This window comes from Nonomuraea rosea (assembly GCF_039539705.1).
Lineage (GTDB): Bacteria > Actinomycetota > Actinomycetes > Streptosporangiales > Streptosporangiaceae > Nonomuraea > Nonomuraea rosea.
This window is the reverse complement of sequence record NZ_BAABDQ010000023.1, coordinates 173,776-189,633: the sequence shown is the minus strand read 5'-3', so window position 1 is coordinate 189,633 and position 15,858 is coordinate 173,776. Positions and strand designations below refer to the sequence as shown.

Sequence of the window (15,858 nt, the reverse complement as noted above, 5' to 3'; positions counted from 1 at the left end):
GAGGTATCCCGCGATGGCATTGTCCGTCGAATCCCTGATGCTTGAGGTGGGCAAGGCGTTCGCCCCTCTGGAGCAGCGGCTGCGCGGTGACGAGATCCCGTTGCTGTTCGCCGAGATCGGCCTGCCGGCGCCCGGCGTCGTGCTGGCCGCGCAACCCGTACGCGCTGCCGTGGAAGGCGCGGCCACGGCGCTGAGCGGACTGCCCCGCTCGCTGTCCGACCTGGCCGCGGCGATCGAGGCCGAGGACGCGGCCCGGATCGCGGAGAGCGTGGCCGCGATCAGCAGGCTGGTCACGACCGTGGCCGACGCGGCCGGCGTGGTGGCCGGCGCGATCCGGGCGGCCGCGGCGGCGGCCGGGCCGAACCGGGCCGAGGTGGAGGCGTTCGCCGGTGAGCTGCCGGAGCGGCTGTTCGGCTTCGCGCTGATCACCTACCTCCAGGACAGGAAGCCGATCATCGCGAACGTCCTGGAGCTGATCGGCGTCCTGGAGTCGACCCCGATCGCCGCGACCCCCGCGGCGCCCACGCACGTGCGCCGGGTGCTGCGCCTGGACCGGCTGAGCGGCTTCCTGCGCGACCCCGTCGGGACCCTGACCGAGCTCTACCGCTGGGGCGGCCCGGACTTCGACTGGGACCTGCTGCTCCAGCGCCTGTCGATCTTCCTGACCACGGTGTCGCACTTCGCCTTCCCGCAGCCGGGGCCGCCGCCGTTCCTGCGGGTCGCCGGCGTGGACATCGGCAGGACCGATGACCAGATCCCCGGCGTGGCGGCCACGTTGCGGCTCGACGCCAAGGACCATCTCGAGCTCATCGTGCCGGTCAACGACTCCGTGGCGCTGGTCGCGACGGCCGACGCGGCGATGGAGGCGGAGGCGGCCGTCGAGCTGCTGCCGCCCGCCGCCCTGCGGATCGTCCCGCCGACCGGAGAGGTGCGCGGCTCGGTGCGGTTCGGCGTCCAGGCGCCGCCTACCGCCGGCGGCCCGCCGCTGGTCATCCTCGGCACCGCGGGCGGTTCCCGCGTCGAGGCGCGCTCCCTGCGCATCACGGGCGGGGCGGACCTCGACTGGAACGCCGCCGAGCGCCGCGCCGAGGGCGAGCTGGTGCTGGAGGCCGCCGTCGAGGGCGGCAAGGTCGTGCTGAACCTGGCGGACGCGGACGGCTTCCTCGGGGCGATCCTGCCGTTCGGCTCCATCGAGCTCGACGCCGACCTGGGACTGTCCTGGTCGAGCGCGACCGGGCTGCGCTTCCGCGGCACGGGCGGGGTCGAGGCCGACATCCCCGTCGACCTCCAGGTCGGCCCGGCGGAGATCCGCTCGCTCCACCTCGGCCTGCGCCTGACCGACGATGCGGTCGCCCTGGAGGTGTCCGGCACGGTCGGCGCCCAGCTCGGCCCGATCGCGGCCGTGGCCGACCGGATGGGGGCGGTGATCAAACTGTCGCGCGAGAACGGCGCCCTCGATCTCGACGTCGGCTTCAAGCCGCCCACCGGGGTCGGGCTGAAGATCAGCGCGAACGGCGCGTCCGGCGGCGGGTTCCTGTCCTTCGACCCCGACCGTGGCGAGTACGCCGGCGCGCTGGAACTGGAGATCGTCGACCTCATCGCGGTCAAGGGCATCGGGCTCATCACCACCCGCCAGCCGGACGGCTCACCGGGCTTCTCGCTGCTCATCGTGCTCACCGCGGAGTTCCCCTCCGGCATCCAGCTCGGCGCCGGATTCACGCTGCTGGCCGTCGGCGGGCTCCTGGGACTCAACCGGAGGATGGACCTGCAGGCGCTCATGGAGGGCGTGCGGACCCGGGCGATCGAGTCGGTCGCGTTCCCGAAGGACGTGGTCGCGAACGCGCCGCGGATCCTGTCCGACCTCGGCCGGTTCTTCCCCGTCCAGCAGGGGACGTTCCTCATCGGCCCGATGGCCAAGATCGGATGGGGCACTCCGCCCCTCATCACCGCCTCGATCGGCCTGATCATCGAGGTGCCGGGCAACATCGCGATCCTCGGCGTCGTACGGGCCGCGCTGCCCTCTCCCGAGGACCCCCTGCTGCTCCTGCAGGCGCAGTTCCTCGGCGCGCTGGAGCGGGACAAGGGACGGCTGTGGTTCTTCGCCAAGCTCGTCGAGTCGCGCATCGTGGGGATGACCGTCGAGGGCGGGATGGGCCTGCTGGTGGCCTGGAGCGGCGACCGCGAGCTGATCGTGACCATCGGCGGCTTCCACCCGGGGTTCAACCCGCCGCCGCTGCCGTTCCCCACGCCGGGCCGGCTCGCGGTGGACCTGCTCAACCGGGGCAGGCAGCTCATCCGGGTGACCGGCTACTTCGCGCTCACCCCCAACACCGTGCAGTTCGGCGGCGGTGTCGAGGTGCGGCTGGGGTTCAGCTCGTTCGGGGTCGAGGGCCATCTCACCCTCGACGGGCTGATCAACCGCGACCCGTTCCGCTACAAGGCGCGCAGCTCGGGGCACGTCTCGCTCAAGGCGTTCGGCGTCGGCGTGTTCAGCATCAGCCTGGACCTCACGCTGGAGGGCCCGGCCCCGTGGCGGGTGCACGGGCGCGGCTCGATCGGCTTCCTGTTCTTCTCCATCTCCGCCGACTTCGACATCTCCTTCGGCGAGGAGCTGGCGCTGTTCGTGCCGCCGATTCTGGGGCTGCCGCTGCTGGTCTCGGAGATCGCCAAGAACGAGAGCTGGGAGACGCGGCTGCCGGGCGGCGGCGTCCGTACGCTGGTCTCCCTGCGCGGCCTCCCGGCGGGCGACGACCTGGTGCTGCACCCGCTCGGCACGCTCGTCGTCCGGCAGCGGGCGCTGCCGCTGGGCGTCCGGGTGGACCAGGTCGGCGGGCAGCCGATCACCGACGGGCGGCGCTTCAGCCTCACCACGCCGCAGAACGGCGGATTCGTCGAGAAGTCGGTCACCGGCGAGAAGTTCGCGATGGCCCAGTTCCAGAAGATGTCCGACGCGGCCAAGCTGTCGCGGCCCTCGTTCGAGACGCAGGACGCCGGGCTGGAACTCACCTCCGACCAGGGCAATCTGGCGACCGCCCGGGTGGTGCGCCGCGCGGTCCGGTTCGAACTGCACCTGATCGACAGCGCCGCCGGCGCCGCCGCGCAACCGGCCGGAGTCGCGCTCGCGGCCGTGGCCGGCGCGCCTGTGCAGCGCTTCCACAGCATCAGCGAGCCGGTGTTCGACGAACTGCTGCGCGGTTCGAGCACCAGTCGTTCGGGGCTCTCGGCCAGGCAGGCCCGGCAGCGGCAGCCGTTCCTGGCCGAGGACACCGTGCGGATCGACGAGCAGCGGTTCGTGGTCGCGTACGTGAAGAGCAACCGCCAGGCCTTCCCCCCGAGCCGGCCGGGCACGACCACGCGCCGGGTGCCCTCGACGTTCCGCAGCCGCGCGGTGGCCGAGGACGCGCTGGCGGGATTCGTGACGCTCGACCCCAATCTGGCCGGGCAACTGCACGTGATTCCGGCGGCCGAGGCGGCCGTCACGCCGGGCGTGCCCGGCACGTGGTCGCCCGCGGGCGTGCTTCCCGCACCGGTGTCCGAAGTGGATCTGGTGCCGTTGCAGAACGGCCGCGTCCTGATCGCCGGGGGCACCGGCCCCGACGGCTCGCCCGTACCGGTCACTCAGTTGTTCGACCCGGCGGGCGACTCGTGGGCCACCGGGCCCGCGCTCGGGGCCGCGCGCAGGCGGCACGCCACCACACGCCTGCAAGACGGCCGCGTGCTCGTCACCGGCGGGCAGGGGGGCGGGCCCGCACCGCTCGCGTCCGCCGAGCTCTTCGACCCGGCCGCCGGCCGGTGGACCCCGGCTGCCGGCCTGGCCGTCGCCCGCCACGGGCACTCGGCCACGGTGCTGGGCGACGGCCGGATTCTGGTGGCCGGCGGCAGCGGCGCGCGGGACGGGCAGGAGGACGGCGCGCTCGCGTCCGCCGAACTGTACGACCCGGCGACCGCCAGGTGGACCAGCACGGGAACGCTGAGCAGCGCCCGCACCGGCCATCAGGCGGTCCTGCTGGACGACGGCCGGGTCCTGGTCACCGGCGGCCTGCTGCCCACCGGCGCGGGCCGCGCCGAGCCGCTGTCCTACTGCGAGGTGTTCGACCCGGCCGGCGGGGAGTGGAGCACCACCGGCAGCCTCGGCACGGCGCGGGCCGGGCACCAGGCCGTCCTGCTCACCGACCACCGGGTGCTGGTGATCGGCGGCGACCCTGTCGTGGCCGCCGACGGCACGCTGGACCCGCACAGCCTCGCGAGCGCCGAGCTGTACGACCCGGTCGGCGAGGTCTGGAGCCCCGCGCGGCCGATGCCGGACGGCGGCCGCACCGGGCACCGCGCGATCCTGCTGCGCTCCGGCGAGGTGCTGGTGACCGGCGGCGCCGGCGCGCCCGGGCGGAGCGCGGGCTTCCGGTCCGTCATCTCCTACGACTCCAGGTCCGGGACCTGGCGCACGCTGGGCGGCCTGCTCCTGGGCCGTAGCGCCCACGCCGTCGCCGAACTGCCCGACGACCGGGTGCTGGCCGCCGCGGGCGTGGCCGGCACCGACCCCACAGGCACCGGCGAGGTGCTGATCCCATGACTGACGAAGGAATGACCATCATGCCCAACGCCATCGAGCCACCCACCGGAACCTGGACAACCGCAGGTGACCTGCCCACCGCGGCCGCCTGGCACGGCCAGCACGACGGGCCTGTGCTGCTCGCCGACGGCACCGTGCTGGTGGCCGGCGGCGCCGACGCGGCGGGCGGCTCGCTCGCCGACGCGGCCCTGTTCGGCAAGAGGCAGGGCACCGATCATGACACCTGGGACCGGGCCGACCCGATGGGCACGCCCCGGCGCCTGCACTCGCTCACCCGCCTGGCCGACGGCCGCGTCCTCGCCGTCGGCGGCCTGAACGGCGGCACCGAACAGGGCTCCGCCGAGCTGTACAACCCGGCGACGGGACACTGGACCCCGACCGGCGGCCTCAGCACCCCCCGCTGGGGACACAGCGCGACGCTGCTGGACGACGGCACCGTCCTGATCGCCGGCGGCAGCGCGTCGCGCCCCTCGGGGGGCACGGTCGCGCTGCGCTCGGCCGAGCGGTTCGACCCCGGCCAGGCGAAGTGGCGCTCCGCGGGCTCCATGAGCGACGCGCGCACCGCCCACACGGCCGTCCTGTTGCAGGGCGGAATCGTCCTGGTCGCGGGCGGCACCGCGCCGGTCGGCGCCCCCGACGACCCGGCGCTGGCGTTCTGCGAGCTGTACGACCAGGCACGCGACAAGTGGACGCCCACCGGCAGCCTGATCAGCGCTCGCAGGCACCACCGCGCGGTCCGGCTGTCGGACACCGGCGTGCTCATCACCGGCGGCACCGCGCCGGGCTCGCCGGGCACCGCGCCGTACGACCCGTTCAGCCGGCGCACGGCCGAAGTGTTCGACCTGGGCACCGGCAAGTGGACCGAGGTGACCGCGATGCCCTCAGGGCGCGCGCTGCACCGCGCCGTCCTGCTGCCCGGCGGCCAGGTCCTGGTGGCGGGCGGCTCGTCGGGCGACCGCGACGAGTCCGGCTTCCGCAGCGTGCTGGCCTACGACGGCACCGGTGACGCGTGGGCGTCCGTGCCGGGCCTGGTGACGGGCCGCTGGTCGTTCGCGGCCGTCGTGCTGGACGACGACAGGGTGCTGGTCGCCGGCGGCGTCGCCCGCTCCGGGCTGGCCGCCGCCGGCCCGGCCGCCGTCGAGCTGACCGCGACCTCCGAAGTGTTCGGGGAGACCGCGTGACCGCCAACGCCTACACCTTTCTGCCGTGGTTGCGTGCCGGGATCAACACCCGGATCACGGCGGACCCGGGCACGGCCGCGCGGGCCAGCGTCCAGATCCCGCTCAACGTCTCCGGCGAGGGGCTCGACGGCGGCACGATCACCCACGACGCCGGGCGTCCCGTGCAGTTGTTCGGGCCGGGCGACGTGGTCGGCGTGGACCCGCGCGCGATCTCGCGGACCGAGCCGCGGCCCGGCACCGCCAACGTGGAGCCGAACTTCCTCGCGCACATCGAGTTCATGGAGGAGGATTTCGCCTGGCGCTACAGCCCCGCGCCGTCCGGCCCGTCGACCGCGCGCCTCACCCCGTGGCTCGCCCTGGTGGTGCTGGCCGCCGGCACCGAGTTCGCCGACGCCCCCGGCACGGACCCGCTGCCCGCCATCGACATCATCGACCCGGTCCGTACGATGCCGCCCCCCGACCAGCTCGGCGCCTGGGCGCACGTCCACGTGAACGGCTCGCTCGCGGGCCCGGTGGTCACCGACAGCACGGCCGGCCCGCTGGCCGCCCTGGACACGGTGCTGACCGACGACCCGGACAGCGCCTGCTCGCGGCTGATCTGCCCGCGCCACCTGCGGCCCGAGACCGCGTACGAGGCGTTCCTGGTGCCGGCCTTCGAGACCGGGCGGCTGGCCGGACTCGGCTTCGACCCGGCCGGAGCGCCGGGCGCGCTGTACTCGAGCTGGGGCCCGCCCTACGCCAACCGCCCGGTCGGCAACCGCATGCCGTACTACCACCGCTGGGCGTTCCGCACCGGTACGGCCGGAGACTTCGAGTTCCTCGTCCGCCAGTTGCAGCCCCGCCGAGCCGACGCCCGGGTGGGCATACGCGAGATCGACGTGCACGCCGGCCCCGGCTTCGACCTGCCCGGCATCCCCGACCAGGGCGGCGTGCTGCCGCTCGGTGGCGCATTACGCGTGCCGGAGAGCGTCGATCCGAGGGAGAACTGGGACCACTTCGCCGACCCGCCGTCGCCGTCCCCGCTCTACCCGCATCCGTTCGAGCAGGAGCTGGCCCGCCTCATCAACCTGGCCGACGACTTCCAGCAGCCGGCGTCGGGACCGGACCCGTTCCTCACGCCGCCGCTGTACGGCCGGTGGCACGCGCGCACCTCGCGCCTGCTGTACGACCGGGACGGCACCCCGCTGTCCACGGAGGAGAACCACAACTGGGTGCACCGGCTGAACCTGGACCCGCGCTTCCGCGTCGCCGCCAACCTCGGCGCGCAGGTGGTGAAGGACCACGATGAGGAGCTGATGGCGGCCGCGTGGGCGCAGGTCGGCGACGTGCTGGCGGCCAACGGCCGGATCCGGGCCGCCCAGCTGGCCCGCGAGGTCGGCCACGCGCTCCAGACCCGCCACCTCGAACTGCCGGCGGGCACGGCGCTGACCGCGGCGGCCGCCGCGCCTTCGGGACGCGCGCTCACCCTCACCGCCCCCGCCCACTCCCGGGTCACCACCCCCGTCACCGCCGCGAACTCGCTGGTGGCCGGGCAGGACAGCGAGGTCGCCGTCGGGTTCCACGTGGCCGGAAGCCGGGTCGCCGCCGCGCCCGTCTCGCCCGCCATGCGGCGGATCATCCGCCCCGGCTCGCGGCTGATCCGCTCCCTGGACTTCGCGGAGGGCCCGCGGCCGGACGCCCTGCTGTTCCGCATGGACGACGCGGTCAACCCGGCCGTCGCCGTACCCGTCAAGATCACTCCCGGCGCGCTGGTCACCCCCGCCGACGTCAACGCCGTGCTCCACCCCGACCGGCCGCCCGGCACGGACCCGGTCGACGTCCTCGCGCACAGCCCCGACTTCGTGCTGCGCTCGCCCGGCGATCCGGTCACCCCGCACCCCGGCACCGCCGACAGCGCCGAGGCGACCCGGTTCAAGATCGCGCTACGCGAGCTGCACCAGGCGGTCGACACCGGGGTGGCGGTCGGTCAGACCCCGCCGCCGGTCCCGCTCGACCTGGGCACCACCACGACGGCCACGCTCACCGGGCTGCGCTCCGACACGACCGTGCCGCGCGCGCTGCTGGACGGCTCCGTCAGCCTCCCGGAGCGCCTGCGGCCGTTCGCGGAGGCGTTCACCGAGGCCATGGCGTACCCGGTGTTCGACACGCCGATGTTCCGGGGGCTGCTCGGCATCTCGCTCGACGCGTTCGTGCCGAACCTGAACCTGCTGCCGCAGAACACGTTGACGCTCCTGGACAACAACCACGAGTTCGTCGAGTCGTACATGGCCGGGCTCAACCACGAGATGGCCCGCGAGATGCTGTGGCGGGAGTTCCCGACCGACCAGCGCGGCACGCCGTTCCGCCAGTTCTGGGACCCCGTCACCGCCCTGCCGGAGCCCGGGGTGTCGCCCGCGGACCGCCGGGAGCGCGACTACGACATCCCGCCGATGCACCGCTGGCCGCTGACGGCCAGGCTCGGGGAGAACTCCAATCCGCACGACGGGATCGTCCTGGTCGTCAGGGGCGAACTGCTCAAGAAGTACCCGACCACCGCCATCTACGCGCACCGGGCCGAATGGCCGCCCGGCCCTGACGGCCTGCCCGACACGTCGCAGCAGCGCCGGCTGGTCACGATCACCGATCAGCCGACGACCGAGCAGATCCAGCTTCCCCGCTTCGAGGCCACCGTGGACCCGGACATCTACCTCATCGGGTTCGGCCTCACCGCCGACCAGGCGATCGGCGGTCCCGGCGACCCCGGCTGGTTCTTCGTGCTGAAGGAACGTCCGGGCGACCCCCGGTTCGGGCTGGACGACCGGGACCCCGGCGCGCCCGCCGGGCCCATCGAGGTCTGGAACGACCTGACCTGGAGCGACGCCGACCCCGCCGGACACGGGTTCCTCACGCTCGACCCCGCCGTCACCGTGCCGCTTGCCGGGCTGGACGGATCAGACGACGCGGGCAAGCTCGACCAGCACGACGAGGACGCGAACCTGCCGCTGTGGTCCAGCGGGCTGGGTTCGGCCGACCTCGCCTACATCCTCCTCCAGGTGCCCGTCATGGTCGCCGTTCACGCTCAGGAAATGGTGCCCCGATGACCGCGCTCAGTGACGCGTTCCCGGTTCTGCTCGCACCGGTGCGGGTCGAGACCCGGTTCACCGCCACCGAACTGCTGGTCCGGGTCTTCCCGGACGAGTGGGCCGTGGACAAGTTCGAGTCCAAGCCCACCGACGCCGAGATCACCGCGATCGACGCGTACTGGACGGCCCGCTGGGCGGCCGGCGGCCGGGCTGTGCGCCTCCAGGCCGCCTGGCAGGAGCTGGCCACCCGGATACCGCCGGGCCGCGCGGCGTGGCTGCTGCGCGGCCGTACCCCGGTCAACCCGGCCGAAGAGCCCACCGGGGCGGCCGACGACGCGGTGGTGCTGGTCATCCGGTCCGCCGCGGCTCCGGCCATCGGCAACCGGCAGCCGTCGATCGTCTATTGGAGCGCGGTGTGGCGGGCGCACGGCGACCGGCTGCGGTTGCGCCAGGCCGACGCCGCGCTGGTCGCCTCAGCCGGAGCCGCCAGGGCGAACATCATCCGCGCCAACCGGCCGTTCGGGCTGGAGGGCGCGCTGACGAGCCCGGCCGACAACGTGCTCGTCGCGTTCCTGGTGCTGAAGCCGCCGGACCCCGGTACGACGGCGGCGGACGCCTGGACGCAGGGCGCCAGGGCCGGCCTGCTGCCCGACCGGTTCCAGGTGGTCGGGTTCAACGGCACCCGCCAGGTGGTGTCGGTGACCGGCGCCACGGTGCCGGCCACACTCGCGGTGAGCCCGGACCCGGGCTCCGGCGACCAGATCTCCGTCAACGAGCAGACCGGCGTCCTGCACGTGCCGGACGCGCTGCGCTGGCTCGTCGACTTCGACCGGGCCGTGGCCGTCGGCATGGGCGTGCGGATCCCGCTCACCAACGAGATCCGCGGCGGGGTGGAACGCCTCGTCGTGCTGGGCCTGCGCGAGCAGGCGGCGCCCACGCAGACGGCCGCCGACCTGGCCGAGCTGATCAAGCGCCACCTGCGCGGCCCGGACGGGTTCGCCCTGCTGCCGCAGGGCACGCCGACCAACAACTCCGAGGTCCGGCCGGCTGGTCAGGACGAGGAGGACGAAACCGCCGCGGCGTTGCGCGCCTCCCAAGGGATCGCCGCCGGCGCAGCGGCGCAGGACTGGACGACGAGCACCGACGGCAGGCAGCTCACCGACCTGCTCGGCATCGACCCCGGCGTCCTGTCCGGCATGCCGAACGCGGACGGCACCGACCAGCGCGACGCCCGGGCGGCGAACACCGCGCTGTGGCCGGCGACGTGGGGCTCCTTCCTGCAGACGATGCTGCACCCGCTGCTCGGCCCGGACGCCGTCGCCAAGACCCGCGACTTCTTCCAGAAGTACGTCTCCGGCCGTGGCCCGCTGCCCGTGGTGAAGATCGGGCGGCAGCCGTACGGGATCCTGCCCACCACCGCCTTCTCCCGGCTCGCCTTCCCGGACTCCGCGGGGCACCGGCGGGCACTCAATCGGGTCCTCACCGAGGCCGGCAAGGACTGGGCCGCTGCCGCCGCCCAGGTGCCGCACCTGGGCGACGGCGCGAGCGACGCGCACCAGCAGCTGCTCGACCTGGTCGCGCTGCACCCGACGTCGGCCGAGTACCACCAGCGGTACGCGCAGAGCGTCGAGGACCTGTTCAACCGGGAGAACCTCGCCGGGCTGGGCGCCACCGTCGTGTCCACGGCGGAGCAGCTCGGCCTGGCCGCCCCGGTGCGCGCCCTGCTCAGCCGGTTCGGCGCGGACACCGGCCCCGGCCGGGACCCTGACCTGCTGCGGCGGCTGTTCACCGACTTCCACCAGCCGATGCTGGCGCCCCTGGTGGACGACCGGCCGCTGTCGGAGACCGCCCGCATCCGGCCGTACACCACCGACGGGCGCGACTACCTGACCTGGCTGGCCGCGCTGACGCGGACCAACCTGAACGGGATCCGGCTGGAGTCGGGCTTCGCGGAGGGGCAGCGTCCGGCGGCGCTGCTGTACCTGCTGCTGCGGCACGCGATCCTGCTCGGCTGGGACGAGGCGGCCCGCGCGCTCACGGCCGCGGCCGGGCAGTCCGCCGGGCCGCCGGTCGACCCGCCGTTCATCCACGTGCACCTGCCAGGACCTGGCGAGGACGCCACCAGCGAGAGCCGCTTCCGGCTGCTGTACTCGCCCGCTCCGCTCGTCACGGGCAGCCCCGATCAGCTGCTGGTCAACTTCATCCCGTCGGTGCTGAGCCAGCAGTCGCCCGACCAGCCAGGCCCGACTGCGGCGCTCGCCGACCAGGCCCGCGCGCTGAACGTCCTGGCCACCCTGCCGACCGCCCGCCTGGAACGGCTGCTGGCCGAGCACCTCGACCTGGCCACGTACCGGCTGGACGCGTGGCGGCTGGGCCTGGCCACCGAACGGCTCGCCGAGCTGCGGTTCGCGCCCGACGGCACCGTACGGCCCGGCCTGCACCTGGGGGCGTACGGCTACCTGGAGAACGTCCGGCCGCATGCCATCGACCGGCTGGAACCCGTCACCCTCACCGGCCCGCTGGCGACGGTGTTCGCCGGAGCCCAGCCGCTGCTGCACGACCCGGAGAACGAGGGCTTCGTGCACGCGCCGTCGCCCGGCCACGCCCGTACGGCGGCCGTCCTGCGAGCCGGGTACGTCGCCAACGCCGACCGGCAGAACCCGGGCCCCTTGGCGGTCAACCTCAGCGCGGACCGGGTCAGGCTCGCGCTGTCGATCCTCGACGGGATGCGGCGCGGCCAGTCGCTCGGCGCGATGCTGGGTTACCGGTTCGAGCGTGGCCTGCACGACCGGAGCGGCCAGGGGACCGAGGTGGACAAGTTCCTCGGCGGGCTCAGGCTGGCCTTCCCGCTGCGGTCGGGCAAGATCCCGCAGTCCGTGGCCGCAGATCAGGACAAGCCTGGCGAGATCGGGCAGGTCGAGGCGCGCAACGTGATCGACGGCCTGGCCCTGGCCCGCCATCTGACCAGGAGCGGCGCGTCGCGTACGTACCCCTTCGGGCTGATAGGTCTGCCGGAGGCGGACGCCGATCAGACCAAGGCGATCAGCGAGGAGGCCGACCGGCTGCTGGCCGCCAACGACGCGGTCGCCGACCTCGCCGTCGCCGAGGCCACGCACCAGGCGCTGGGCGGCAACCCCGAGCGCGCCTCCGCGACCCTCGACGCCTACGCCAAGGAAGGGCTGCCGCCCGAGCCCGAGGTGGTCAGGTCGCCGCGCAGCGGCACCACGCTCACCCACCGGTTCGGGCTGCGGCTGAAGGCCGGACTCCACCCAGGGAACGACGACAGCCCCCGCGCGCAGGCGGAACCCGCCGTGGACGACTGGCTGCCGAGCCTGCTGCCGCAGGACGAATCCGTCGCCGCGCGCGTCACCTGGACCGACCCGGTCAACGGCCGCGCCCGCGAGAGCGTGGTCACCCAGGACGACGTCGACCTCGCGCCGATCGACCTGCTGTGGACGGTACGGCCGGCCGACCAGGCGGCGATGAGCGATCTGGACGACCGGATCATCGGCGTCGTCGTGAACAGGGAGGACCCGCGCCCGGACGCCGAGCTCACCATCCGTTACACCGACCGCATCGACGGCAAGGTCACGTTCTTCGAGCTGTCGCCGCTGATCACCGCGCTGCGCACGCTGCTGACCACGGGCCGGCCGCTCAAGCCGACCGACCTGGTGCCCGCCTCCGGCCCCGTCACGCTCGACCGTACGCTGGACGACGCCGTGTCGGTGCCCAGGCAGCGCCCGGTCGCGGTCCGCGAGTCGCTCGACGACCTCGGCGACGACGTGGACGACCTGCTGGGCGAACTCGTCCGGCTGTACCCGCCCGCCCCCGCGCAGCCGCGGCGCGGCGACATCGTGGAGGACATCGACACGCTGCTGACCCGCTACGCCCGGCTGGTCACCACCGCGGCGGGGTTCGGCATGGTGCGCAGCGGCTGGGGTGAGGTGACCGCCTGGCGGCGCGGCGTGTTCTCCGGGGTGCTGGCGGCCGCGGCCGTGACGGCGGCCAGGATGGGCCGCACGCTCGCCAAGGCCGACGCGCTGCTCGCCGCCTACGACGCGCTGCCCCGGCGCACCCCGGACGACGAGCGTTTCCGCAGGTTGCACGAGGTGGAGCCGCTGCTCACCACCGTGCCCGACCCCGACCCGCCGGACCGGCCCGACCGGTTCCGCGACGACATCGGGCGCCGGCGCGACATCTTCGCCAGGCGCCAGGACGATCTGGAGGACGTCGCCAGGACCGACCGCACGAAGCTGAGCGAGCTGCTGGAGCGGGTCGGCGACCTGCTGCCGCTGACCGGACTCGACCCGGCCGGGCTGGACCTGACCCCGGTGCTGGACAAGGTCGTCGCGTTCGGCGCGGAGCTGCTGTCCAGGACGCGGGCGCTGCGCGAGGAGATCACCGCCCGCCTCGCCGCCGCCACCGCCGCGCTGACCAGCGCCGACAACGCCGTCACCGCGCCCGACCGCGCGAAGGCGACCATCGAGGCGCTGCGGGCGCTGCTCGGCCCGGACGCGCTGGTCGTGCCGGAGTACACGCTGCCGGAGGATCTCGGCGACGACCTGCATGACGCGTTCGACGACAGCGACGACCTGGTCAGGCACCTCACCCGGGCGCCGATCTCCCGGGACTTCCCCGTCGACGACTGGCTGCACGGCCTGGCCCGCGTACGGGAGATGCCGCGGCTGTGGGAGCGGGTGACGCTGCTCAGCGACGCGCTCAGGAACGACGACCTCGAGGACATCGAGGACCGTGAGCCGCGGCTGCGGCCGATCCAGTTGCCGCTCGTGAACGGCGACCACTGGCTGGCCATGGAGCTCGCGCCGGGCGCCACCATCGACCAGGACCGGCTGCTGTTCACCGCGCACTACGCCGACGACCCGCCCGGCGGGTCCGGGCCCGCCAGCGGCCTGCTGTTCGACGAGTGGACCGAGGTGCTGCCCACCGACCGGGAGACGACCGGCATCGCCGTGCACGCCGACAGCCCCGACTCCGAGCCGCCGCAGAGCATGCTGCTGGTCGTACCGCCCGTGACCACCGGGTCGTGGCGGGCCGAGGACCTCGTCGCGGCGGTCACCGAGACGTTCGACCTGGCGCGTACGCGGCTGGTGGAGCCCGCGCAGCTCGACGGCACCGGGTACGCCCAGTTGCTGCCCGCGACCCTCCTGTCCGCGACCAGCCGGCCCATCACCATCAGCACCGATCTCGCCGTCGCCAACGCACGATGGAAGGCCGACCATGAGTGAGCCCCGTATCGCCGACCTGCCCGCGGCGCTGGCCCGTCGCGACTTCCCGACGGTGGGGGTGTGGAACCGCCTGGAGGGGCGTCCCCGTACCACCGACTTCGGCAGGGCGCTGCGGGCCGAGGTGCGTGACCCGCTGTGGCTGCTGGCCCGGCAGTGGCAGCTCGGCGAGTTCCGCGCCACCGACGGCGGCTCGCCGGTGACGGCCACGTACTCGGTGGTGGCCAGCCCGCTCACCCGTTTCCGCCCCGACACCGACCCGGTGAGCCCGCCGGGCGCGTTGCCCGCCGGGCGTCCCCTGGAGACGGTGGTGGAGCGGCGGCCGCTGCCGTTCGCGCTCGGCGCCGAGCGGATCTCCCTCGACCTGCGGCTGTCGCTGGGCCGCCGCTGGCTGAAGCTCGTGGCGCGGGCCTCGCTCCAGGACAACCGCGAGGTCGCCGAACAGTACGTCGCCCACTACGCCATCATCCTCCCCGACCCGGACGCCGAGGCCGACGCCCAGCGCGTGGCCCACCCGGAGGTCTGGGCGGGCACGCAGGCGGTGGCCGGCCGCCGGATGGACGGCTACCTGCTGTACCAGCACGTCAAGGGCGGCGGAACGGCCGCCGACGGGATCACCGGGCTGCGGCGGCAGGACCGCGACGCGCTCAACGCCCTCGGCCCCCGCCTGATCGCCTGGTTCGACCAGCTCATCGACCAGCCGGGCGCGGTCAGCCCCTGGGACCCGCGACGGCTGGAGCACCGCTTCTCGGTCGCCGCGGCCGGGCCCGGCGGCGAGACGGTGCTGTCCGCGCCCGAGTACCCGGGCGGTGAGCTGGACTGGCACGCGTTCTCGACGGCCGGCGACGACACGCTCGGCGGCGCGGGCGCCACTCCCGCCGCGCTGAACCGCACGGTGTTCCCCACGCCCGCCAGGTTCACCGGCATGCCGCTGCCACGCTGGTGGGCGGTCGAGGACGGCCGTACGAACTTCGCCGCCGTCACCCCCGACAGCACCGACCTGGCCCGGCTGATCTTCCTCGAGTTCGCGCTGATCTACAGCAACGACTGGTACATCCTGCCGTGCGACGTGCCGACCGGCACGTTCGCGGCGATACAGGGGCTCGCGGTGACCGACGTGTTCGGCGCGCGCCGCTGGATCACCCCCGCCGGCGCTGGGGCCGCGCACGACTGGCAGCAATGGTCGATGTACGTCCACGGCGACGCGCCCGGCCTCCTGCTGCCGCCAGGAACGCCGAAGGTGACCGACGGCCCGGCGCTGGAGGAGGTCCAGCTGGCCCGGGACGAGAGCGCCAACATGGTGTGGGGCATCGAGCAGACCGTCCGCATGCCCACCGGCGACCCGCGCCCCGGCGCGGAGGCCGCCGCCGAGACCCTCGCCTTCCGCCGCCGGCTGCGCCCGCCGACGCGGCCCGACGACCCTCGGACGGCGCTCGCGTACCGGGTGATGAGCTCGGTCCCGGAGCACTGGATCCCGTTCATCCCGGTCCACGTCCCCGGCGACAGCCGCAGCGTGCAACTGCAGCGCGCCGCGATGCCCAGCGAGGTGGACGGCAATCCCGTACCGGCCAGGACCGCCCTGCTCCGCGAGGGGTTCGACGCCGGGAGCTCGTACTTCATCAACGAGGAGGAGGTCCCTCTCACGGGCACCCGCCTGACCGCCGCGTACAACCGCACCCGCACCCGGACCGGCCAGGTGATCGTCTGGCTCACCGTGCGGCGGGACACCGGCCGCGGCGGGCGCTCCAGCGGGCTGGCCTTCGACCTGCTGACCGACACCGCACCCCAGTGACGTACGGGCC

Annotated in this window: 5 protein-coding genes; all 5 read left to right on the top strand. The window is 74.2% G+C overall.

Annotated features, from left to right (window positions below; genetic code table 11):
* Positions 1 to 13: 13 nt before the first annotated feature.
* Genes ABEA43_RS40625 through ABEA43_RS40605 form a run of 5 tightly spaced genes read left to right on the top strand, consistent with a single transcriptional unit; the run spans position 14 to position 15,848 of the window.
* Entirely contained in the window at positions 14 to 4,570 is a 4,557-nt protein-coding gene (locus tag ABEA43_RS40625; RefSeq protein WP_345570607.1) for a DUF6603 domain-containing protein, read from the top strand.
* Entirely contained in the window at positions 4,567 to 5,751 is a 1,185-nt protein-coding gene (locus ABEA43_RS40620) for a Kelch repeat-containing protein (RefSeq protein WP_345570604.1), read from the top strand. Before ABEA43_RS40625 ends, ABEA43_RS40620 begins: the two co-directional genes overlap by 4 nt.
* Positions 5,748 to 8,831, top strand: a complete 3,084-nt coding sequence (locus ABEA43_RS40615; RefSeq protein WP_345570602.1) for a hypothetical protein — start codon at positions 5,748 to 5,750, stop codon at positions 8,829 to 8,831. The genes ABEA43_RS40620 and ABEA43_RS40615 overlap by 4 nt, the downstream gene beginning before the upstream one ends.
* Positions 8,828 to 14,059 (top strand): hypothetical protein, encoded by a 5,232-nt coding sequence (locus tag ABEA43_RS40610; protein ID WP_345570600.1) that lies wholly within the window; start codon positions 8,828 to 8,830, stop codon positions 14,057 to 14,059. The genes ABEA43_RS40615 and ABEA43_RS40610 overlap by 4 nt, the downstream gene beginning before the upstream one ends.
* Positions 14,052 to 15,848, top strand: coding sequence for a hypothetical protein (locus ABEA43_RS40605; protein ID WP_345570598.1), 1,797 nt, complete (start codon positions 14,052 to 14,054; stop codon positions 15,846 to 15,848). Before ABEA43_RS40610 ends, ABEA43_RS40605 begins: the two co-directional genes overlap by 8 nt.
* Positions 15,849 to 15,858: the final 10 nt, after the last annotated feature.